Origin of the sequence: Enterovirga sp. CN4-39, assembly GCF_049446235.1 — a bacterium.
In the GTDB taxonomy this organism is placed as follows: domain Bacteria; phylum Pseudomonadota; class Alphaproteobacteria; order Rhizobiales; family Beijerinckiaceae; genus Enterovirga.
Window position 1 is genome coordinate 149657 of sequence record NZ_JBMSEF010000011.1, and the last position, 20611, is coordinate 170267.

A 20611-nucleotide genomic window follows, 5' to 3' on the forward strand; every position below is an offset into this window, starting at 1 on the left:
CGCTGGGCTCGCGCGAGTCAGTATTTCGCGCTGATCACCTCGCGGTAGCGGCTCCCATAGCCGTAGGACACCGGCAAGGGAGGCGCGTTGTAGAGCACGCCGCGGGGCAGGTAGGGCTCGCGGTACTCGACGATCTCGACGACGTTCTCGGCATAGACGGGGCCGGCGTGATGGCCGTGGTGACGGGCGTGATGATGGCCATGATGCTGCCGCCAGCCGGGCATGTCGGCGGCGAGCGTCGGGCCGGCAAGCGCCATGGTGGTCGCCGCGAGGAGCGCAGCCTTCAGCTTCATCCGGGTCTCCTGATCGATCGGTGTCCGGGTGAGCGTCGGCGCCTCGCCTTGCGATCTGATTGACGACCGGCACCGCGCCTTCGCGATGGTTTGCGCTTCCCTAACGCGCCCTCGCCCGCCTGTGATCGGCGGCCGCAGCGCCGGCCCGGAACCTCCCCCACCATCTCCGGTTGACCGCCGATCGCAACCGCGCGTCCGGAGCCGATCCCCCAATGCTGCCCGAAGAAGACAGCAACCACGAGGTCGAGAACATCGTCGACCCGAAAGAGGCCGCCGAATCGGCCGGGCTGCGCTATGTCTCCGACGAACGTCCGGGCATTCGCCGCCGGAGAGCCGGGAAGGGCTTCGCCTATCTGGGTGCCGACGGCAGGGCCGTGAAGGACGAGAAGGTCATCGCGCGGATCCGCAAGCTCGCCATCCCGCCCGCCTACACGGATGTGTGGATCTGCCCGCACGCCAACGGGCACATCCAGGCGACCGGGCGCGACGCCAAGGGCCGCAAGCAGTACCGCTATCATCCGAAGTTCCGCGAGGTGCGGGATTCGACGAAATACGAGCACATGCTCGAATTCGCCCGCGGCCTGCCCGAGATCCGCGCGAAGATCGCCGAGCACATGAAGCTGCGCGGCATGCCTCGCGAGAAGGTCCTCGCCACGGTCGTGTATCTCCTCGAGAACACGCTGATCCGCGTCGGCAACGACGATTACGTGAAGCAGAACAAGAGCTACGGCCTGACCACCCTGAAGGACCGGCACGTCAAGGTCGAAGGGTCGGATCTGAAGTTCCAGTTCAAGGGCAAGTCCGGCAAGACCTGGAACCTGCAGATCCGCGACCGGCGCATCGCGAAGATCGTGAAGCAGTGCCAGGACCTGCCTGGCCAGGAGCTGTTCCAGTACCTCGATGAGGACGGCAACCGGCAGGACGTCACCTCGGCGGACGTCAACGCCTACCTGAAGGAGATCACCGGCCGCGAGATCACGGCCAAGGATTTCCGGACCTGGGCGGGCACGGTGCTGGCCGCCATCGCGCTGGCGGAGTTCGAGACATTCGACTCGGACGCCAAGGCGAAGAAGAACGTCCGGGCCGCGATCGAGCGCGTGGCGGGCAGGCTCGGCAACACGCCAACCATCTGCCGCAAGTGCTACGTCCACCCGGAGGTGCTGCACTCCTACTTCCAGGGGGACCTGATGCTCGACATCAAGGAGGAGGTCGAGGAGGAGCTGCGCGACAACCTGGCGACGCTGAAGCCGGAGGAGGCGGCGGTGCTGTCCCTACTCGAGGCGCGCCTCAACCGCGATCTCACGGAGACCCTACGGAAGGCTGCCGCCGCGGCCTGACCGGGATCGTACGGACCGGAACGCCCACCGTTCCGCGAGGCTTGTAGAGGGACTTCGCGGGAGCTTCGATGCGCGTCCACCACCTGAATTGCGGCTGCATGTGTCCCGTCGGTGGCGCGCTCTTCGATGGATTCAGCCGCGGCGTCAGGGGCACGCTCATCTGCCACTGCCTCCTGGTCGAGACCGAGTCGTCCGGCCTCGTCCTCGTGGATACCGGCTTCGGCACCGGGGACATCGAGCAGACCTATCCGCGGCTGAGCCCGCTCTTCGTCCACCTGAACCAGATCCAGCTCGAGCGGCGCTACACGGCGCTGGAGCAGGTGCGGCAGCTCGGATTCTCGCCATCCGACGTCCGCCACATCGTGCTGACGCATCTCGACTTCGACCATGCGGGCGGGCTGGAGGATTTCCCGGACGCGACCGTTCACGTGATGGTCGACGAGATGGAGGCGGCTCGCCGCCGGCACGGCTTCATCGCCCGCAACCGATACCGGCCGCAGCAATGGGACGGCGTGAAGCATTGGCGCTTCTATGGCCACAAGGGCGTGCGGTGGTTCGGCTTCGACGCCGTGCGCGATCTGGACGGCCTTCCGCCCGAGATACTTCTGGTGCCACTTCCCGGCCACACCTGGGGGCATGCCGGGGTCGCCGTCGGCGCTCCCGAGGGGTGGCTGCTCGACGCGGCCGATACCTATTTCTTTCGACACGAGATGGACCGGCCAACGCGCCACGCGCCGCTCGGCGCGCGGGGCTACCAGCGCATGATGGCGGTCGATTTCGACCTGCACCTGCACAACCAGGCGCGGCTGCGGGACCTTTCGATGGATGAGGCGGCGGGCGTGCGGATCTTCTGCAGCCACGACGCGGTGGAGTTCGCGGCCCTTTCGGGACTCCAGGGCTTGCCCGGGCAGGTCTAGCGGATCCCGTCCCCGGGACCGCAGCCTTGCTCATACGGGGGATTGCAGGCCCTCTTGCCTCGGCCTTCAATCGCCCCTGTCGCGGGGAGGTTGCGTGATGCTCGACGCCCTCATGCTGTCGCGGATCCAGTTCGGATTCACGGTCGCGTTCCACATCATCTTCCCGGCCTTCACGATCGGTCTCGCGTGCTGGCTGGCGCGGCTGGAATTCGAGTGGCTGCGGACGGGCGACCAGCTCTACAAGAACCTCTACAAGTTCTGGGTGAAGGTCTTCGCCGTGTCCTTCGGGCTCGGCGTCGTCTCCGGCATCGTGATGAGCTATCAGCTCGGCACGAACTGGTCCCGGTATTCTGAGTTCGGCGGCAACGTCCTTGGCCCGCTGATCGCCTACGAGGTGATCACCGCCTTCTGCCTCGAGGCCGGGTTCCTCGGCATCATGCTGTTCGGCTGGGACAAGGTGGGCGACCGGCTCCACTTTCTCTCGACCTGCCTGGTGGCGATCGGGACGCTCATCTCGGCGTTCTGGATCCTGTCGGCGAATTCCTGGATGCAGACCCCGGCCGGATTCCGGGTCGAGAACGGGATCGCGCTGCCGGTGGACTGGTGGGAGATCGTCTTCAACCCGTCCTTCCCGATCCGCTACGCGCACATGGTGCTGGGCTGTTTTCTCACGACTGCCTTCGCGGTCGGTGGGATGTCGGCCTGGATGCTGCTTCGGCATCCGCATGACGCCCCGGAGGGGAAGCTTGCCGGTGCGCGCCGGTCGCTGTCGATGGCGATGTGGTTCGCCGTCGTGATGGTGCCGGTGCAGTTCGTCTTCGGCGACCTGCACGGCATCGGCGTGCTCAAGTACCAGCCCACCAAGCTCGCGGCCATCGAGGCGAACTGGGATCGGACCGCGAACATGCCGCTCATCCTTTTCGCCATCCCGAACGAGAAGACCGAGAGCAACGAATATGAGATCGGCATCCCGAAGCTCGGCAGCTTCATCCTGACCCATTCCTTCGACGGCGTCGTACCGGGGCTCAAGGAGGTGCCGCCGCAGGATCGGCCGCCCGTTTGGCCCGTCTTCTTCTCCTTCCGCATCATGGTCGGCCTCGGCGTGCTGATGCTGGTCGTCTCGCTGTGGAGCCTCTACCTGCGCTGGAAGGGCACGCTCTTCACGGACCGGAAGTTTCTCTACGCGGCCATGCTCATGACCCCCTCGGGATTCGGGGCCGTGCTGTTCGGCTGGTTTGTGGCCGAGATCGGGCGCCAGCCATGGGTCATCTACGGCCAGCTCCGGACGGCGGATGCGGTCTCGCCCGTCACCGCGGAGGCAGTCGGGACTTCGCTGGTCGCGTTCATCGTCGTGTACGCGATCATCTTCGGCTTCGGCAGCTACTACCTGGCCAAGCTTCTCCGGCGCGGGCCCGACCCGGTCGAGACCATGCCCGGCGAGCAACTCGGCAAGATGCCCAAGCGGCCCTTCTCGGTGCCGAACGAAAGCCTCGAGGGCGCGCCGGGGCGCCGCGTCCAGCCAGCCGAATAGGGGGGCAGCGATGTTCGGTTTCGCCAACGACCTTCACGGCTATGCGTTCTGGCTCCCGCTCATCTGGGCGGGGCTGCTTGCGGTCGCGGTCATCATGTACGTGATCGCGGACGGCTTCGACCTCGGCGTGGGGATCCTGTTCAACGCCGCGCAGGAGCGGAGCTGGCGCGACCGGATGATGTTCTCGGTGGCGCCGATCTGGGACGGCAACGAGACTTGGCTGATCCTCGGCGGCGTCGGCGCCTTCTGCGTGTTTTCGGTCGCCTACGCGATCATGATGCCGGCGCTCTACATGCCCATCATCCTGATGCTGCTCGCCCTGATCTTTCGCGGCGTCGCGTTCGAGTACCGCTTCAAGGCGGAAAGCTCGCAGCGCGTCTGGGACTACGCCTTCCACTACGGCTCGCTCGTCGCGACCTTCGCGCAGGGTCTCGTGCTCGGCGCGTTCATACAGGGCTTCAAGCATTCGGGCCGCGTCTTCACGGGCGGGCAATGGGACTGGCTCACCCCCTTCAGCGTGATGACCGGCATAGGCCTCGTCTGCGGCTATGGCCTGCTCGGCGCGACCTGGTGCGTGATGAAGACCACGGGCGAACTCGAGCTCTGGGCCCGGCGAAAGGCGATCACCTCGCTCTTCGCCACGATCGTCTCCATGGGGATCGTGTCCGTGTGGGTGCCGTTCCTCGGGCTCTACATCGAGGAGCGCTGGTTTTCCTGGCCCAACATCGCCTTCCTGTGGCCGATCCCGCTCGTGACGGCTTTGGTCGCCTACCTGATCTGGAAGACGCTGCAGGAGGGCCGGCACGTCGCGCCGTTCCTGCTGACGATCGCCCTCTTCCTGCTGGGCTTTCTCGGACTGGGCGTCAGCCTCTTCCCCTACATCGTGCCGCCGGACCTGACGATCTGGCAGGCCGCGAACACGGTGGAATCGCAGATCTTCGTCCTGGTCGGCTATGCCGTCGCGGTGCCGATCACCTTCGCCTATACGGGCTATGCCTATTGGGTGTTCCGCGGCAAGGTGGCCGAAGACGTCGTGGCCGACGCCTATCACTGACCGGCTCTGCCGCGGTGCCCCGGTTCGCCTGGTTCGTGCTGATCTACCTGGTCAGCCTCGCCGCCTTCGCGGCGCTCGTCTACGGGCTGCGCGCCCTGGTGCCGCGATAGGCGTCAGGCAGGCTGGAAGCCGAGGCGCTCGTCGCGCCTCCGGATCCACTGCACGGCCGGAATCGTCAGGGCCACCATCCAGAGCTTGCCGAGGATCTGCCCTGGCAGGAAGTCGAGGCTGCCGAACGCCAGGTAGAGGAACACGGCCGAGTCGACGGCGAGCCCGACGACGCTGGAGGCCACGACGGCCGTGACGAAGCGCCGCCGCTGGAGCGGCGTATAGACGAAGAAGTCCGCGAGCTCCGACAGGAGGAAGGCGGTCGTGGAGGCGACCACGATGGCCGGCGGCGCCACCAAGGCCGACAGAACGGCGCCGATCAGGATTGCCGCGACGCCCGCGAAGAGGCCGAGCCGCCGCTGGAGGAGGTCACGCAGCACCAGCGCGAGGCCGACCATCAGCACCCCGGACGGTGCGTGGATCCCGGGCGCGACCGGTATCAGGCAAGGGCCGTTCGGCACGCAGAACGTGCCGACATGGCCGATCAGCCAGTTCGCGGCCGGGATGGTCGCGACGAAGAGCACGAACGCCGTCAGGCCTTCGGCGCGCAGACGTGTTCTGGTCATGCCCGGCATATCCATCGGCCGGTTTCAGCAAGAGTGACGTGCGACGGTCAAGCGAGGCCCGAGCGTAGCTGGTCAGCGCGCGATGCGGGTGCCCGTGATGCTCGTGTAGATGGAATCGAAGACCGGATTGAGCTGCTCGACGTTCTGGACGTCGTAGTAGTTGCTCGCATTGGAGGCACAGTCCCGGAGCAGGCTCGCATTGCCCTCGATGATCCGCGCCGTGAACACCACGATGCCGTCGCCCTTGATGGCGTCGCAGACCTGGCGCGTCCGCGCATCCATGGCGGCGACGCTGCCGTGGTTCCGGCTCTTCGTGTTCTCCCCGTCGGTCATCAGGATGATGTACTTGGTGAGGCCTTTTGCCCCGAAGGACAGCGCGTTGGTGACCGGCTCCGCGGGCGACAGCAGGTGGTAGCCCCAGACCAGCCCGATCGTGAGATTGGTCGTGCCCGACGCCGCCATCGCGTCGATCGTGGAATGGAGCGCCGTGAAGTCGGTCGTGAGCGGAACGATGGGCGCCACGACGCAGGGCGTCGTGCGGCTCGCATCGGCCCCGAACGTCGTCTTCGGGTTCCCCGAGCTCGGCGGCGTGTCGCGAACGTCGTTCGGCTGGTCGCGGTCCCAGATGCAGCCGGAGGTCGCGGGGTTGGTCGTCCAGGGCGAGGTCTGGGCGGGGTCCACCCACCAGGACGTCTTGAGCGTCCCGAGATTCACGTCCGTCTCGAACGGCACGATCCCGATGCGGATCGCGTTGCTGCCGCTCGCGCTCGACTGCATCTTGTTCAGGAAGTTGTGCGCTGCCGTCTTCAGGGTCGGGAGCTTGTTCGCCTGGTTCATGGACCCGGTGTTGTCGAGCACCAGCACGATCTCGACCTTGGTGTCGCCGAACAGGGCCTCCGACCGGCTCGCAACCGGCATGGACCTGACGCCGAGGACGTTCATCAGCGTCGTCGGCACGCCGGCCGTCGCGTCCACCCGGACGCGGTCCGACAGGAAGGTGATGTTGACGCTCAGATCGGTGATCTTGTCGGACGCGAAGGTCTTGCGCAGGAATTCGGTCGCGGCGGCGCTCGACAGGTTCGAGCCGCTCATCTGCTCGTTGTTCTTGGCCGCGAGGAGGGCGGCGCCATCGACCGCGCGCTGGAGATTCGTCTGGATGGAGGCCGCGCGCGAATAATCCAACGCCATGCCGACCGCCCCGATGAGGACCATCGCCGCGAAGGCGAACATAAGCGCGACGCTGCCCCGAGCGTCCCGACCGAAACGTCGCACGATGCTCGACATGACCGCCATCCGGAACCTGCCGGACGGTACGCCCGCAACCCTTTCGGACGGGTTGCCGCGTTCGCAGAGCTGAGTGGGGCGCGCTGCCGGGGTTAACGGTTCGTCGCCGCGCGCCACCGCGCAAACCCGTCGGCGCGGAGCTGGCAGGCCGGGCAGGTGCCGCAGCCATAGCCCCAATCGTGCCGGTGGGTCCGGTCGCCGAGGTAGCAGGTATGGGTCTCCTCGACGACGAGCCGCAGAAGCTGATCTCCGCCGAGCTCCTCCGCGAGCGCGAAGGTCGCCGCCTTGTCGCGCCACATCAGCGGCGTGTGCAGGACGAGCCGCGTCTCGAGGCCCAGATTGAGGGCGACCTGCATGGCCTTGATCGTGTCGTCGCGGCAATCCGGATAACCGGAATAATCCGTCTCGCAGACACCGAGCACGATATGGCGACATCCGCGCCGGTAGGCGAGCGCCGCCGCGAGCCCGAGGAAGATCAGGTTGCGGCCGGGCACGAAGGTCGTCGGCAGCCCGCTTTCCGCCGTCGCGATTTCGACATCGCGCGTGAGGGCGGTGTCCGAGATGGTTCCCAGCACGTCGAGGGGCAGAAGGTGATCCGGCCCGAGCTTGCCCTCACCGATTGCGCCTGTCCGCTGCAGAAGGTCACGAATGCGCCCGCGGCATTCAAGCTCGACCGCATGGCGCTGGCCGTAATCGAACCCGACCGTCTCGACCTCGGCGAAGCGCTGCAGCGCCCAGGCCAGGCAGGTCGTCGAGTCCTGCCCGCCCGAGAACAGGACGAGGGCCCGGGTCTCGGAGAGCGTCGCGGTCACCGGCGCCTCTGCAGGCTCACGGGGGTCAGTCGAACAGGCTGGAGACGCTCGACTCGGTCGAGGTGCGGGCGATCGCCTCGCCCATGAGGGGCGCGATCGTGATGACGCGGATGTTGCCGGCGACCTTCACGGCCTCCGTCGGCTGGATCGAGTCGGTCACCACGAGCTCCTTCAGCTTGGAGTTCGCGATGCGGGACACCGCGCCGCCCGACAGGACCGCGTGGGTGATGTAGGCATAGACGTCCTTGGCGCCCTGGTTGAGCAGCGCCTCGGCTGCATTGCAGAGCGTGCCGCCCGAATCGACGATGTCGTCCACGAGGATGCAGGAGCGCCCCGCCACGTCGCCGATGATGTTCATGACCTCCGATTCGCCCGGGCGCTCGCGGCGCTTGTCCACGATCGCGAGGGGAGCGTCGATGCGCTTGGCGAGGGCGCGGGCGCGCACCACGCCGCCGACATCCGGCGAGACCACGACCTTGTCGGTGTGGTTCATCCGGTCCTTCACGTCCCGCACCATCACGGGCGCGGCGAAAAGATTGTCGGTCGGGATGTCGAAGAATCCCTGGATCTGGCCGGCATGCAGGTCGAGCGTGAGGACGCGGTCGACGCCGGAATGGGTGATGAGGTTCGCGACCAGCTTGGCCGAGATCGGCGTGCGGGCAGACGGCTTCCGGTCCTGGCGGGCATAGCCGAAATACGGGATCACGGCCGTGATGCGGCGGGCCGAGGCACGGCGGAGCGCATCCGCGATGATCAGCAGCTCCATCAAGTGGTCGTTCGTCGGATACGACGTCGACTGGAGCACGAAGACGTCCTCGCCGCGGACATTTTCGCCGATCTCGACGAAGATCTCCATGTCGGCGAAGCGCCGGACCGTGGCCCGCGCAAGCGGCACCTTCAGATACTGGGAAATCGCCTCCGCGAGCGGTCGGTTCGAGTTCCCCGCAACAAGCTTCATCGGAAGGTATTCACGCGACAGATAATGAGGAGCTGCGAAGAGCAGCCATCGACGCCGCGCTCTTAGCAGCGTCACGTCACCGTCACAACAAGAAGAGTTCGCACCTGCAACATAGGTCGGCGCCGGGCGATGGCGGCAAAGGGGCGCTTTCCCGGGTCTGTACGCCCGCCTACATCAGGCGCGATGAGTCGTGTCGCTGCCAACGACGTTCCCCCGGATATTCTCGACGATGAGCGGGACCAGGAGGAGCTTGCCCCCGAGGCCGGATCCGGGATCGAGTTCGATTTCGAGGCGACGCCTGCCTCGCTCGAGGCCGGCGCTGCGGTCATCCGCCGCTTCTGGGCGACGCTCCCGGCAACCCCGGGCGTCTACCGGATGATCGATGCCAAGGGCGACGTGCTCTATGTCGGCAAGGCGAAGAGCCTGAAGGCCCGGGTCGGCTCCTATGTCCGCGGCCAGGGGCACTCGAACCGCATCGCCCGGATGATCGCCGAGACGGCCTCGATGGAGTTCGTCACGACGGCCACCGAGACGGAGGCGCTGCTGCTCGAGGCGAACCTCATCAAGCAGCTCAGGCCGCGCTACAACGTCGTCCTCCGGGACGACAAGTCGCTGCCCTACATCCTGCTCACGGCGGATTCCGAGGCCCCGCAGGTCGTCAAGCACCGCGGCGCCCGCAACCGGAAGGGCTTCTATTTCGGGCCCTTCGCGAGCGTCTGGGCGGTGAACCGCACGATCAATGCGCTCCAGCGCGCCTTCCTGCTGCGCTCCTGCTCGGATTCCTACTACGAGAACCGGACCCGACCCTGCCTCCTGTTCCAGATCAAGCGCTGCTCGGGCCCATGCACGGGCGAGATCGATCTGGCAGAATACGGGACGCTCGCCGAGGAAGCCCGCGCCTTCCTGTCCGGGCGCTCAAGCGCCGTGAAGGAGCGGCTCGCGGCCGAGATGAACCATGCCGCAGAGGAGCTCGAATTCGAGCGCGCGGCCCGGTACCGCGACCGCCTCGCGGCCCTCTCGGCGGTGCAGTCCACGCAGGGCATCAACACCCAGAATACGGAAGAGGCCGACATCATCGCCATCGATGAGCAGGCCGGGCAGTTCTGCGTGGAGGTCTTCTTCTTCCGCAACCACCAGAACTGGGGCAACCGCGCCTACTTCCCGAGGGCGGACAAGACCGTCTCGCATGGCGAGGTGCTCGCCTCCTTCGTGGCGCAGTTCTACGACGACAAGCCTCCGCCGCGGCTCATTCTCCTGTCGGAGGAGGTCGAAGAGTGCGCCTTGCTCGCCGCGGCCCTCACCGTGAAGGCGGGCCGCAAGGTCGAGATTTCCGTTCCCAAGCGGGGCGAGCGGCGGCAACTCGTCGACGGAGCCCTCCGCAACGCCAAGGAGGCGCTCGGGCGCCGCCTCGCCGAAACGTCGAGCCAGGCCAAGCTCCTGGGCTCTCTCGCAGCGGCGTTCGGCCTGCCCCACCCGCCGCGCCGGATCGAGGTCTACGACAATTCCCACATCATGGGCACGAACGCGGTCGGCGCGATGATCGTCGCCGGGCCGGCCGGGCTGATGAAGACGCATTACCGAACCTTCAACATGAAGTCGGAGGAACTCACCCCCGGCGATGATTTCGGCATGATGCGCGAGATGCTGCGGCGTCGCTTTGCCCGGCTGGTGAAGGAGAACCCGCGGCTCAATCCTCCCCCCGCAGCGGATCCTACCGGTCCCGAGGGGAGAGCAGGCGCGGCGGACGGGGAGACCTCGGTATTCCCGACCTTGCTCGGGAACGGCGCTGGCTCGCCTCCCCCGCCGGAGGGATCTGCCGCCGCGCCCGAGCCGTCGGACCCCGACGCCTTCCCGGCCTGGCCGGACCTCGTCCTGATCGATGGCGGCAAGGGCCAGCTCGAAGCGGCCCGGTCGGCGCTCGAGGAGGTCGGCGCGACGGGCGTCGCGCTGGTCGGCGTCGCGAAAGGCCGCGACCGGGACGCGGGCCGCGAGACCTTCTTCATTCCCGGCCGGGAGCCGATCCGGCTGCCGCCGCGGGATCCGGCCCTCTACTTCGTGCAGCGCCTCAGGGACGAGGCGCACCGCTTTGCGATCGGCGCACACCGGGCGAAGCGCAAGCGCGAAATGACCAAGAGCCCGCTGGACGAGATCCCGGGCATCGGCCCCGCCCGCAAGCGGGCCCTGCTCCACCATTTCGGGACCATGAAGGCCATCCAGCGGGCAGCGCTCGACGACCTGATGCGGGCCCCGGGCGTCAATGCCGCGACGGCCCGCACGGTCTATGATTTTTTCCGAGGTGGCGGGGGATGATGAAGCTCATGGACGGCCCCATGTTGACGCTGTCCCTCCCCGCATGCTTCCTCGAACCATGACCCTGGCTTCGCCGATGCGACGATCCCCGGCGCTGACCCTCCCGAACGTCCTGACCTATGCGCGGGTGGCGGCCGTCCCGGTCGTCGCGGGTCTCCTGTTCTGGCCGGAGGATTTCTGGTCCCGGTGGATCGCCCTGTCCTTCTACGTCGCGGCCGCGATCACGGATTATTTCGACGGCTACTTCGCGCGCGCCTATGCGCAGCAATCGGTGCTGGGCCGCATGCTCGACCCGATCGCGGACAAGCTGCTGGTGGCCGCTTGTCTGCTGATGCTGACGAACGACCATTCCATCCAGGGCGTGCACCTCTGGGCCGCGATCGTCATCCTGTGCCGGGAGGTTCTCGTCTCGGGCCTTCGCGAGTATCTGGCCGAGCTCAAGGTCGGCATGCCGGTCTCTCGCGTCGCGAAATGGAAGACGGCCTTCCAGCTCGTCGCGATCGGGTTCCTGATCGCAGGCCCTGCCGGGGAGGCGATCCTGCCCGGCACGATCACGATCGGGCTTACCCTCCTGTGGCTTGCGGCCGCGCTGACGATCTACACGGGATGGGACTACCTGAAGACCAGCATCGAGCATGCGATGAACGGGTCGTCCTAGGATGAAGCTCGTCTATTTCGCCTGGGTGCGCGAGCGCATCGGCCAGGCCGAGGAGAATGTCGCGCTGCCGGCCGGGATCGCGACCGTCGCGGATCTCGTCGCCTGGCTCAAGACCCGCGGCGAGGGCTACGCCCACGCCTTCGAGAACGAGCGCGTGATCCGCGTCGCGATCGACCAGAGCCACGTCAAGCCCGAGGCGGCGATCGCGGGTGCGCGGGAGATTGCCTTCTTCCCGCCCATGACGGGCGGCTGAGCGCCCGCCGTGACACCGCGGATCGGCATCCAGCGCGAGGATTTCGATCCGGCCGCCGAACTCGACAGGCTTGCGTTCGGCAGGACCGATATCGGCGCCGTCGCGAGCTTCGTCGGCCTGTGCCGGGACGAGCAGGGCCGCCTTTCCGCGCTCGAACTCGAACATTACCCGGGGATGGCCGAGGCCGAGGTCGCGCGCGTCGCCGCGGAGGCCCTCGATCGCTGGCCGCTTCTCGGCCTGACGGTGATCCACCGCTACGGCCTGATCTGGCCGGGCGAGCGCATCGTGCTGGTGGCGGCGGCCTCGTCGCACCGCGAGGCGGCGTTCGGGGCCGCCGAGTTCCTGATGGACTTCCTTAAGACCCGAGCGCCGTTCTGGAAGCGGGAGCATCTTCGCGGTGGCGAGGCGGGTGAGTGGGTGGATGCCCGTGAAGCCGACGACCGGGCCGCCTCCCGCTGGGCGATTTCCCGGGGCGCATGAACCACGTTCGGCATTTCCGCGTTCAAGTCCGACATACGTCGCAAAGGACGGCCACCATGTCCGGAGCAAAACCCATCCTCGCGGTTGCGGCTGGAATGCTTGCCCTGCTGACCTTCGCGTCAGACCCGGCCCTCGCGCAGCGCGGCGGAGGCGGTGGATCGGGCGGCCGCTCGGGCGACACCTTCGTGGACGACGCGCAGAAGAACCCGCGCTTCATCGAGCCCGGCGCGCAGAACGATCCGGCCCGGTACCGGATCGGCGCTCCCTACGAGGGATATGTCGACCGGCAGATGGCGGCCCGCGGCTACTACCATCCGGGCAGCGGCTATGCTCCGCCCCCACGGCGGGGCCGGGTCTACGTGCAGCCCTACTGAATCCCCGCTGGCGGCCCCGCCCCTGATTTCGCCGGGCTGCCATTCGCGCGGCTGCATTGCGGCAGGAGCTTTGCCGTGATTGTCTGCGCACCCTACCTACCAGGATCGACGGCGTATGACGCGGACGAGCCTCCTCTCGGGCCAAACCTTGCTTGATGTCTCCGACCGCGGGAATGCCGCCGGCACGGCGGACCCGGCCCAAATGAAATTCGGCATCGGCCAGCCCGTTCACCGCCGGGAAGATCCCGTGCTGGTTCAGGGCCAGGGCTGTTACACGGACGACATTTCGCTTCCCGGGCAGGTCTATGCCGCCTTCGTGCGCAGCCCCTACGCGCATGGCGAGGTTCGTGGGATCGACACCGAGGCTGCCCGCGAGATGCCGGGGGTACTCGGCGTGTATACGGCCGCCGATCTCGACGGCTACGGCACCTTTCCCAACGGCCTGTCCTTCAAGAACCGTGATGGTTCGCCGATGAAGAAGCCGGCGCGTGAGGCGCTCGCCCGCGACCGGGTCCGGTTCGTCGGGGACCCGATCGCCTTCGTGGTCGCCGAGACCCAGATGGAGGCGCGGGAAGCCGCCGAGGCCGTCGCGCTCGACATCGAGCCACTCCCGGCCGCGATCACGGCCGAGGAGGCGGTGGCCGAAGGCGCGTCCGTCCTGTTCGAGGACGTGCCCGGTAACGTCTTTTTCGACTATCACTACGGCAATGCGGACGCCGTCTCGCAAGCCTTCACGGGGGCGGCTCACGTCACGAAGCTGAAGCTCGCCAGCCACCGCCTCGTGGTCAACCCGATGGAGCCTCGCGCGGCCCTCGGGGAGTACGAGCCGGAGAGCGGGCGCTACACGCTGCACATGGGCAGCCAGGGCGCCTTCCCGATGCGGGCCGGGGTCGCGGCCGCCATGAACCAGCCGGTCGAGAAGATCCGCATCCTCACGCCCAATGTCGGCGGCTCGTTCGGCATGAAGTCGAGCCCCTTCCCGGAATATGTCTGCCTTCTCCATGCCGCGAAGGCGCTCGGCCGCCCGGTCAAGTGGACGGACCAGCGCTCGGAGAGCTTCCTGTCGGACCACCATGGCCGCGGGCTCGAGGTCGAAGCGGAACTCGCCCTCGACGCGGAGGGCCGCTTCCTCGGCGTCCGGATCGAGGGCCTGGCCGATTTCGGCGGCTATCTCACGCCGGTCGCGCCGCTCTTCTCCTCCATCAACATCGCCAAGAACGTCGCCTCGGTCTATCGGACGCCGCAGATCCAGGTCGACATCCGCTGCGCCTTCACGAACGCCGTGCCGGTGAGCGCCTACCGGGGCGCCGGGCGGCCGGAAGGCAACTACATCATGGAACGGCTGATCGAGGCCGCCGCCACCGAGATGGGACGCGACGCGGTGGAGCTGCGCCGGCTCAACCACATCCGGCCGGACGATATCCCATACGAGACGCCTGTCGAGACCACCTACGATTCCGGCGAGTTCACGGCGCTGCTCGACAGGACTCTCGAGGCGGCGGATTGGAACGGTTTCCCGGCCCGGGAGGCCGAGAGCCGGGCGCGCGGCAAGCTGCGTGGGCGCGGCATCGGGCAGTACCTGGAGGTGACCGCGCCGCCCACCAACGAAATGGGCGGCATCCGCTTCGAGCCGGATGGCGACGTCACCATCATCACGGGCACGCTCGATTACGGCCAGGGGCACTGGACGCCCTTCGCCCAGGTCCTCTCCTCGAAGCTGGGCATCCCGTTCGACCGCATCCGCCTGCTCCAGGGCGATTCCGACCAGCTCATCGCGGGGGGCGGCACCGGCGGGTCCAAGTCCCTGATGGCGAGCGGCGCCGCGATCCTGGAAGCCGCCGACAAGGTGATCGAGATCGGACGCGAGATCGCGGCCGAGATGCTGGAAGCCGGGAAGACGGATATCGAGTTCGCGGACGGCCGCTTCACGGTGGTCGGGACGGACCGCGGCATCGGCATCATGGAGATCGCGCACAGGCTGCGCGAAGGCGTGAGCCTGCCGGAGGCGACCCCGCGGTCGCTCGACGTCAAGCACGTCCACGCGAGCTCGCCCTCCGCCTACCCCAATGGCTGCCACATCGCGGAGGTCGAGATCGATCCCGAGACCGGTGTCACGGAGGTCGTCCGCTACACGATGGTCAACGATTTCGGGACGATCGTGAACCCGATGCTGGTCGAGGGGCAGGCGCATGGCGGCGTCCTGCAGGGCATCGGCCAGGCGCTGCTCGAGCGGACGGCCTACGATCCGGAAGGCCAGCTCGTCTCGGGCTCCTTCATGGATTACGCGATGCCGCGCGCCCATGACGCGCCGCCCTTCGCGCCCTTCATGAGCCGGCCGGTTCCCGCCACCACGAACCCGCTCGGGGCCAAGGGCTGCGGCGAGGCCGGCGTGGCGGGCGCGCTCCCGTCGGTCATGAACGCGATCGTGGATGCCCTCCGCGACTACGGCGTCCGGCATGTCGACATGCCGGCGACGCCCGACCGCATCTGGCGCGCCATCCGGGAGGCGAAGCCGCGGGCAGCCTGACGCGCCATGGCGCCTGCCTTCTGGCGCGATTACCGGTGGGGCTTCGGGCGGGCGCTCGCCCTGCCGGCCTGGATCGTCGGCGTGTCGCTCCTGGGCGTCGGCAGCCTGGCGCGCGACGCGGGCCACCCGCTCGGCGCGGCCGTCTTCTCCACCATCGTGATCTGGGCCGCACCGGCCCAGCTCATCTTCTACGGGACCCTGGCCAGCGGCGGCCTGCTCCTCGCGGCCGCGCTCGCGGTGGGGCTTTCGGCCATCCGGCTGCTGCCGATGACGCTCTCCATCTGGCCCTATCTCCGCAAGCCCGGGCAGCCCCTCTGGCTGCAGCTCCTGATGGCCCATTTCGTCGCTGCGACGAGCTGGATCGACGCGTTGCGCCACCTCCCCGGCATGGAGCCCGAGCGGCGCGTTCCGTACTATCTCGGCTTCGCGAGCGCCTGCATGACCGTCAGCACCAGCATGACGGCTGTGGGCTACCTGCTGGTCGGCGCGCTGCCCGGCCCGCTCGCGGCCGGGCTCCTCTGTCTCACGCCGCTCTATTTCATGATCTCCCTGGTCGGTTCCGCCCGGGGCGCGACCGACTGGCTGGCGATCGGCTTCGGCGTCGGCCTCGTTCCCGTCGCTCAGCGCATCGTCGGCAAGGACTACGATCTTCTCGTGACCGGGCTGGTCGGCGGGACGGCCGCGTATCTCCTGGGACGCATCCTGCCGCGGCGGATCGCGTGACCGAGGCGCTCTGGCCCTACTTCGCGATCCTCCTCGCCGGCGTCCTGCCGAACGAGGCTTTCCGGGTTGCGGCCGTGTTCCTGTCGCGCGGCCTCAACGAGAACTCGGAATTCTTCCGCCTGATCCGGGTGGTGGCGACGACGCTCCTGGCCGGGGTCGTCGCGCGCCTGATCTATTCGCCTGCCCCCGCGCTCGAGCAGGTTCCGCTCCTGCTCCGGGGGGCTGCGGTCGTGGTCGGGATCGCGGGCTTCTTCGTCCTGCGCCGCTCGCTCGCCCTCGGCATCGGCACGGGCCTGGCATTCTTCGTCGTGGTCGCCTGGCTCTACGGCCGGAGCTGAAGAAGGCTCAGAGGCCCCAATAAGGCGAGACGCCGTAGTAGTCGTGCAGGCGCCGCTCGTGCTCGCGGTCATTCCACTCGTAGTCGCCCTCGCGGTAGAAGTCGGGCGCGCCCTTGAGGGTCTCGGGGGAGATGTCCGTCTTGTAGCCGCCGAGATCGGTGTCGTAGTCGAGCTTGCTCCACGGGATCGTGTAGGTGTCCTCCGCCAGACCGAAGAAGCCCCCGAAGGACATCACCGCATAGGCGACCTGGCCCGACATCTTGTCGATCATCAGGCGCTTGATCGTGCCGATATGGCTGTTGTCGGCCCCGTAGACGGCCGTTCCCTCGACGCGATCGCTCTCGATCAGGGATTTGGGCGAGGTCTGCGCCTGTCCCGTGCCCGAACCCGTCGTGCCCGCATAGGTACTCTGGGCCATGATCTCGCCTCCGTGAGAATCGTTCCGGGAACCAACGTGCGCTCTCGGACTAGGTTTCGGGCTCCGGCCGTTACGCAACCCACCTCGATGCCCATATTCTCTCCATGGCTACCCGCGCGGCAGATCTCCTGACGCTTACGCCTCAGGGGCTCTACTGCCCGGCAGGCGACTTCCATGTCGATCCGACGCGGCCGGTGCCGCGAGCGCTGGTCACGCATGGCCATTCCGACCACGCCCGCTCGGGCCACGGCCATGTCCTCGCGACGGCTGAAACCCTCGCCATCATGGCCGTCCGCTACGGCGAGGATTTCGCGGCCGGCACGCAGGAGGCGGTGCTCGGCGAAGTGATGCGGATCGGGGACGTCACCGTCACCTTCGTGCCGGCCGGGCACGTGCTCGGGTCGGCGCAGATCGTGATCGAGCAGGGCAAGTGCCGTCTCGTCGTGTCCGGCGACTACAAGCGCGGGCGCGACCCGACCTGCCTGCCCTACGAGCCCGTCCGCTGCGACGTGTTCATCACGGAGGCGACATTCGGGCTGCCGGTGTTCCGCCACCCGGATGCCCGCGAGGAGACGGACAAGCTGATCGAATCCGCCCGGCTCTTCCCGGAGCGAACCCACATCGTCGGGGCGTACGCCCTCGGCAAGGCGCAGCGCGTGATGGCCCTGCTCCGGGAGGCCGGTTACGATCGGCCGATCTACCTGCACGGCGCGATGGAGCGCCTCACTGCGTTCTACAAGGAACATGGGATCCCGCTCGGCGAGACGCCGCGGGTCCTGCCGGAGCAGCGGGCCAAGCTGGCCGGCGAGATCGTCATCTGCCCGCCGTCAGCCATCCAGGAAATCTGGGCGCGCAAGTTCCCGGACCCCGTCGCGGCCTTCGCGTCCGGTTGGATGCGTGTGCGCGCCCGCGCTCGCCAGAAGGGCGTGGAACTGCCGCTCGTGATCTCCGACCATTGCGACTGGGACGATCTCTGCCGCTCGATCCTGGAGACCGGCGCGGAGGAGGTCTGGGTCACGCATGGCCAGGAGGATGCGCTGGTCCATTGGTGCCTGTCCCAGGGCATCAAGGCGCGCCCGCTCCACCTCCTCGGCTATGGTGACGAGGAGGGCGACTTGCAGACGGATGGGCTGCCCGAGCCCGCCGCCGAAGTGCCCTCCCCCTCGTGGGGAGGGCCGAGCCGAAGCGAAGCGGAGGGCCGGGGTGGGGGGCGGGACGAGATCGCGCGTGATCCTCATCCCCTGCCCCAGATTGGCCCATCCGGAACGCGGACGAAAGGCGGCACGCCCCCCACCCCTGGCCCCTCCCCACGAGGGGGAGGGGAACCATGAACCGCTTCGCGCAGCTGATCGACCGGATCGGCTATGAGCCGCGCCGGAACGCCAAGATCCGGCTCATGGCCGATTACTTCCGCCACACACCCGACCCGGAGCGCGGCTTTGCGCTCGCCGCGCTCACGGGGGCGCTGTCCTTCCGGCATGCGAAGCCGAACCTGATCCGCGGCCTCATGGCGGAGCGATCCGATCCCGTCCTGTTCGGGCTGTCCTGGGACTATGTCGGCGACCTCTCGGAGACGGTCGCCCTGATGTGGCGGGCACCCCAGTCCTCTCCCTTGATGGGGAGGCCGAGCCGGAGCGCAGCGGAGGACCCCGGTGTGGAGCCGGACCAGGATTTTTCCGCCTTGATGCCGTCCGGGGCGGGCTCCCCGCCCGGCTCGGCTTTGCCCTCGATCGGCCACAACAATCCGCCCGAGCCGCTCGACGCGTCCGGCGAGCCGATCGCCCCGGAAGGCCCTCTCCCGCATGTCCCGCCGCTTTCGGAGGTCGTGGAGGGCCTCGCGACGGCGGGAAAGTCCGAGCTGCCGCGCCTGATCGCGACCTGGCTCGACGCACTCGACGAGACCGGCCGATGGGCCCTGCTGAAGCTGATCACGAGCGAGCTGCGGATCGGGGTCTCCGCACGCTTGGCGAAAACCGCCGTCGCGAGCCTCGGGGAACTGGACCCGGACGAGATCGAGCATGTCTGGCATGGACTCGAGCCGCCCTATGAGGAGCTCTTCGCCTGGGTGGAAGGGCGTGGGCCACGGCCGGAAAGCGTGAACCCGGCGCCGTTCCGGCCACCGATGCTCGCGCACCCCTTGGAGGAGGAGGACTTCGGCAAGCTCGATGCCGCCGACTTCATGGCCGAGTGGAAATGGGACGGCATCCGGCTGCAGGCGGTCGCGGGCCGCGACGCCCATGGCCGGCTGGTCCGTCGCATCTATTCCCGCACGGGGGAGGACGTGTCCGGTGCCTTTCCGGATCTCGTCGAGGCGCTGGATTTCGAGGCGACCCTCGATGGCGAATTGCTGATCCTGCGCGAGGGCCGGGTGCAGAGCTTCAACGTCCTCCAGCAGCGGCTGAACCGGAAGGTCGTCACGCCCAAGATGCTGGTCGAGTATCCGGCGCATCTGCGCTGCTACGACATTCTCGCGGAGGGCGACGAGGATCTCCGCCACCTTCCCTTCGCCGAACGCCGGCAGCGGCTGGAGGCCTTCCTGGCATGGATGGACGAGCCCCGGATCGATGTCTCGCCGCTGGTGCGGTTCTCGAACTGGGACGAACTCGCGGCCGCGCGCGCCGACCCGGCAAGCGCCGGAGCCGGCCTCGACGCGGATGCGATCGAGGGCTGCATGCTGAAGCGGGCGGATTCGCCGTACCTACCGGGCCGCCCCAAGGGGCCCTGGTGGAAGTGGAAGCGGGACCCGTTCCTGGTGGACGCCGTGATGATGTATGCGCAGCGCGGGCACGGAAAGCGCTCCTCCTACTATTCGGACTACACATTCGGCGTCTGGCGCGAGGGTCCCGGCGGCGATGAACTGGTGCCGGTCGGCAAGGCGTATTCCGGCTTCACGGACCAGGAGCTGCTCAAGCTCGACCGCTTCGTGCGCAACAACACCGTGAACCGGTTCGGCCCCGTGCGGGAGGTGACCTACGGGCCGGACAAGGGATTGGTGCTCGAAGTCGCCTTCGAGGGGCTGCAGCGCTCAACCCGGCACAAGTCCGGAGTGGCGATGCGCTTTCCGCGCATCAACCGGATCCGCTGGGACAAGCCCGCCGGGGAGGCCGACCGCATCGAGTTCCTGGAGCGCATCCTCCAGAAGGGCGAGACGGAGCTCCACCCGCTGAAGAAGGCAGGCTGAATGCGCGTCGAGACGATCTTCGCCGGACCGGTCGAGCGCCAGGCGACGGGGCGTCTCGAGGTGAACACGCGTGGGCCGGGCTTCACCGAGATCACGGATGCCGTCCGGCGCTTCGTCTCGGACAGCGGGATCGCCAACGGCACCGCCGTGCTGCTGTGCCGGCACACCTCGGCCTCGCTGACCATCCAGGAGAATGCCGACCCGGATGTCCGGACCGACCTGATGGCGGCACTCGGCAGGCTGGCGCCGCGCAACCTGCCCTATGTCCACGACACCGAAGGTCCGGACGACATGCCGGCTCACATCCGCACGATGCTGAGCGACGTCTCCCTCGTGGTTCCGATCATCGGCGGGCGGCTCGCGCTCGGGACGTGGCAGGGTATCTACCTCGTCGAGCACCGCGATCGGCCGCACCGGCGCGAGATCGTCGTCAACCTTACCGGTGCGTGAACGGAGCCCGCACAGAACTGGACAGTTGTGGGTTGTCTG

General features: G+C 67.8%; 21 protein-coding genes. 15 read left to right on the plus strand and 6 right to left on the minus strand.

What is annotated here, in order from left to right; all coding sequences use genetic code 11:
• Positions 1 to 17: 17 nt before the first annotated feature.
• Positions 18 to 293, minus strand: coding sequence for a hypothetical protein (locus ACO2SS_RS18415; protein ID WP_423279218.1), 276 nt, complete (start codon positions 291 to 293; stop codon positions 18 to 20).
• Positions 294 to 505: 212 nt separating this feature from the next.
• Between ACO2SS_RS18415 and ACO2SS_RS18420 the strand changes: the two genes are divergently transcribed.
• From ACO2SS_RS18420 to cydB, 4 genes are all read left to right on the plus strand, one after another.
• Positions 506 to 1630 carry a DNA topoisomerase IB gene (locus tag ACO2SS_RS18420; protein ID WP_423279219.1) on the plus strand — a complete coding sequence of 375 codons (1125 nt, stop codon included), beginning with the start codon at positions 506 to 508 and terminating at the stop codon, positions 1628 to 1630.
• Positions 1631 to 1698: 68 nt separating this feature from the next.
• Positions 1699 to 2547, plus strand: coding sequence for an MBL fold metallo-hydrolase (locus ACO2SS_RS18425; protein WP_423279220.1), 849 nt, complete (start codon positions 1699 to 1701; stop codon positions 2545 to 2547).
• A gap of 94 nt (positions 2548 to 2641) precedes the next feature.
• Positions 2642 to 4078 (plus strand): cytochrome ubiquinol oxidase subunit I, encoded by a 1437-nt coding sequence (locus ACO2SS_RS18430; protein WP_423279221.1) that lies wholly within the window; start codon positions 2642 to 2644, stop codon positions 4076 to 4078.
• Positions 4079 to 4088: 10 nt separating this feature from the next.
• Complete coding sequence (gene cydB / locus ACO2SS_RS18435) at positions 4089 to 5132, plus strand: cytochrome d ubiquinol oxidase subunit II (protein ID WP_423279222.1); 1044 nt, start codon at positions 4089 to 4091, stop codon at positions 5130 to 5132.
• A 113-nt stretch (positions 5133 to 5245) separates the two neighbouring features.
• Here cydB and ACO2SS_RS18440 read toward each other — a convergent pair whose 3' ends face one another.
• The 4 genes from ACO2SS_RS18440 to ACO2SS_RS18455 form a co-directional block, all read right to left on the minus strand.
• On the minus strand, positions 5246 to 5806 hold the full coding sequence (locus tag ACO2SS_RS18440) for a VUT family protein (RefSeq protein ID WP_423279223.1): 561 nt from the start codon (positions 5804 to 5806) through the stop codon (positions 5246 to 5248).
• A gap of 72 nt (positions 5807 to 5878) precedes the next feature.
• Complete coding sequence (locus ACO2SS_RS18445; protein ID WP_423279224.1) at positions 5879 to 7090, minus strand: vWA domain-containing protein; 1212 nt, start codon at positions 7088 to 7090, stop codon at positions 5879 to 5881.
• Between the two features lie 92 nt (positions 7091 to 7182).
• A complete protein-coding gene (queC, locus tag ACO2SS_RS18450; protein ID WP_423279225.1) occupies positions 7183 to 7902 on the minus strand; it encodes a 7-cyano-7-deazaguanine synthase QueC in 720 nt (239 codons plus the stop codon).
• Positions 7903 to 7927: 25 nt separating this feature from the next.
• Positions 7928 to 8860 (minus strand): ribose-phosphate pyrophosphokinase, encoded by a 933-nt coding sequence (locus ACO2SS_RS18455; RefSeq protein ID WP_423279226.1) that lies wholly within the window; start codon positions 8858 to 8860, stop codon positions 7928 to 7930.
• 183 nt (positions 8861 to 9043) lie between these two features.
• Between ACO2SS_RS18455 and uvrC the strand changes: the two genes are divergently transcribed.
• The 8 genes from uvrC to ACO2SS_RS18495 all read left to right on the plus strand — a co-directional run bounded on the left by uvrC (position 9044) and on the right by ACO2SS_RS18495 (position 16523).
• The gene (uvrC, locus tag ACO2SS_RS18460; protein ID WP_423279227.1) at positions 9044 to 11170 is read left to right on the plus strand and encodes an excinuclease ABC subunit UvrC; all 2127 of its coding nucleotides are present in this window, start codon (positions 9044 to 9046) and stop codon (positions 11168 to 11170) included.
• 58 nt (positions 11171 to 11228) lie between these two features.
• Positions 11229 to 11828 (plus strand): CDP-diacylglycerol--glycerol-3-phosphate 3-phosphatidyltransferase, encoded by a 600-nt coding sequence (gene pgsA / locus ACO2SS_RS18465; RefSeq protein WP_423279228.1) that lies wholly within the window; start codon positions 11229 to 11231, stop codon positions 11826 to 11828.
• 1 nt (position 11829) lies between these two features.
• The gene (gene moaD, locus ACO2SS_RS18470; protein ID WP_423279229.1) at positions 11830 to 12081 is read left to right on the plus strand and encodes a molybdopterin converting factor subunit 1; all 252 of its coding nucleotides are present in this window, start codon (positions 11830 to 11832) and stop codon (positions 12079 to 12081) included.
• 9 nt (positions 12082 to 12090) lie between these two features.
• The gene (locus tag ACO2SS_RS18475; RefSeq protein WP_423279231.1) at positions 12091 to 12561 is read left to right on the plus strand and encodes a molybdenum cofactor biosynthesis protein MoaE; all 471 of its coding nucleotides are present in this window, start codon (positions 12091 to 12093) and stop codon (positions 12559 to 12561) included.
• Positions 12562 to 12617: 56 nt separating this feature from the next.
• A complete protein-coding gene (locus ACO2SS_RS18480; RefSeq protein ID WP_423279232.1) occupies positions 12618 to 12935 on the plus strand; it encodes a hypothetical protein in 318 nt (105 codons plus the stop codon).
• 202 nt (positions 12936 to 13137) lie between these two features.
• Positions 13138 to 15462, plus strand: coding sequence for a xanthine dehydrogenase family protein molybdopterin-binding subunit (locus ACO2SS_RS18485; protein ID WP_423279270.1), 2325 nt, complete (start codon positions 13138 to 13140; stop codon positions 15460 to 15462).
• A 6-nt stretch (positions 15463 to 15468) separates the two neighbouring features.
• Positions 15469 to 16185 carry an AzlC family ABC transporter permease gene (locus tag ACO2SS_RS18490; RefSeq protein WP_423279233.1) on the plus strand — a complete coding sequence of 239 codons (717 nt, stop codon included), beginning with the start codon at positions 15469 to 15471 and terminating at the stop codon, positions 16183 to 16185.
• Complete coding sequence (locus tag ACO2SS_RS18495; protein ID WP_423279234.1) at positions 16182 to 16523, plus strand: AzlD domain-containing protein; 342 nt, start codon at positions 16182 to 16184, stop codon at positions 16521 to 16523. The genes ACO2SS_RS18490 and ACO2SS_RS18495 overlap by 4 nt, the downstream gene beginning before the upstream one ends.
• Positions 16524 to 16530: 7 nt before the next feature.
• Here the strand turns inward: ACO2SS_RS18495 and ACO2SS_RS18500 are convergent, their stop codons facing one another.
• Positions 16531 to 16941, minus strand: a complete 411-nt coding sequence (locus ACO2SS_RS18500) for a PRC-barrel domain-containing protein (RefSeq protein ID WP_423279235.1) — start codon at positions 16939 to 16941, stop codon at positions 16531 to 16533.
• 104 nt (positions 16942 to 17045) lie between these two features.
• On the opposite strand from ACO2SS_RS18500, the gene ACO2SS_RS18505 reads away from it, so the two are divergent.
• From ACO2SS_RS18505 to ACO2SS_RS18515, 3 genes are read left to right on the plus strand one after another with little or no spacing between them, the layout of a single operon-like run.
• The gene (locus ACO2SS_RS18505; RefSeq protein ID WP_423279236.1) at positions 17046 to 18272 is read left to right on the plus strand and encodes a ligase-associated DNA damage response exonuclease; all 1227 of its coding nucleotides are present in this window, start codon (positions 17046 to 17048) and stop codon (positions 18270 to 18272) included.
• Positions 18269 to 20122 carry a cisplatin damage response ATP-dependent DNA ligase gene (locus ACO2SS_RS18510; protein ID WP_423279237.1) on the plus strand — a complete coding sequence of 618 codons (1854 nt, stop codon included), beginning with the start codon at positions 18269 to 18271 and terminating at the stop codon, positions 20120 to 20122. Before ACO2SS_RS18505 ends, ACO2SS_RS18510 begins: the two co-directional genes overlap by 4 nt.
• Entirely contained in the window at positions 20123 to 20572 is a 450-nt protein-coding gene (locus ACO2SS_RS18515) for a secondary thiamine-phosphate synthase enzyme YjbQ (protein WP_423279238.1), read from the plus strand.
• The last annotated feature ends 39 nt before the right edge of the window (positions 20573 to 20611 follow it).